The 689-nt window shown below is 68.8% G+C and carries 1 protein-coding gene; it reads left to right on the top strand.

The features are described from left to right. On the top strand, positions 1-689 hold a 689-nt coding region (locus CSQ93_RS28530), incomplete at both ends, for a DUF2345 domain-containing protein (protein ID WP_158301419.1).

The raw sequence follows: 689 nt of genomic DNA, 5'->3' as shown, positions 1-689 counted from the left end.
GACGCGCAGGCGCGCGATCCGGCCGGCGACAATGCACCGGGCATGGTCTTGCTCAAGCAGGCAGCCAAGCTGGGTGCAACCTTCAGCGCCGCCGCCGTCACGCACAAGACGGTCGCGTATGCCAGCCACCTGGGCCCGGCCAAGGCGAATGCCAGCGTGCTCGACGAAAAGGCGGCGCCCTTGCCAGCGTTCCAGACGAGCGTCTCCGGCATGCTGAGCCAGGAAAATACGGCCGCCGCCAGGCGCGATGCGGCGGGCAAGCCGACCAGCCCCGGCGACGACAAGCTGCCGCACAGCAGCGACGCCATCATCGCCATCGCCGCCCGTGCCGGCCTGGGCGTGCTGGCGGGCCAGGATATCCAGCTGGTCAATGGCGAAACCACCTCCCTGATGAGCGGCCAAGACACCCAGTTCGTCGGCGGCGGCCAGTTGCGCGTGCACAGCGGCCAGGCCATCGGCGCGCTGGCCGGCGTGGTCAAGGCGGGCGAGAACAATATCGGTCTGCAACTGATTGCCGCCAAGCAAGCCATCGACCTGCAGGCGCAGGCCGACGTGCTCAACGTGCAGGCGCGCGAGGAAGTCAATATCGTCAGCGCCGCCGCGCACATCGACTGGGCGGCGGCGAAAAGCATCCGCCTGTCGACGGCGGGCGGCGCCAACATCACCATCGAGGGCGGCAACATCACCGT

It is taken from the genome of Janthinobacterium sp. BJB426, from assembly GCF_002735705.1.
Classification (GTDB): Bacteria; Pseudomonadota; Gammaproteobacteria; order Burkholderiales; family Burkholderiaceae_D; genus Janthinobacterium.
This window is presented reverse-complemented; position numbering and strand designations above follow the sequence as displayed.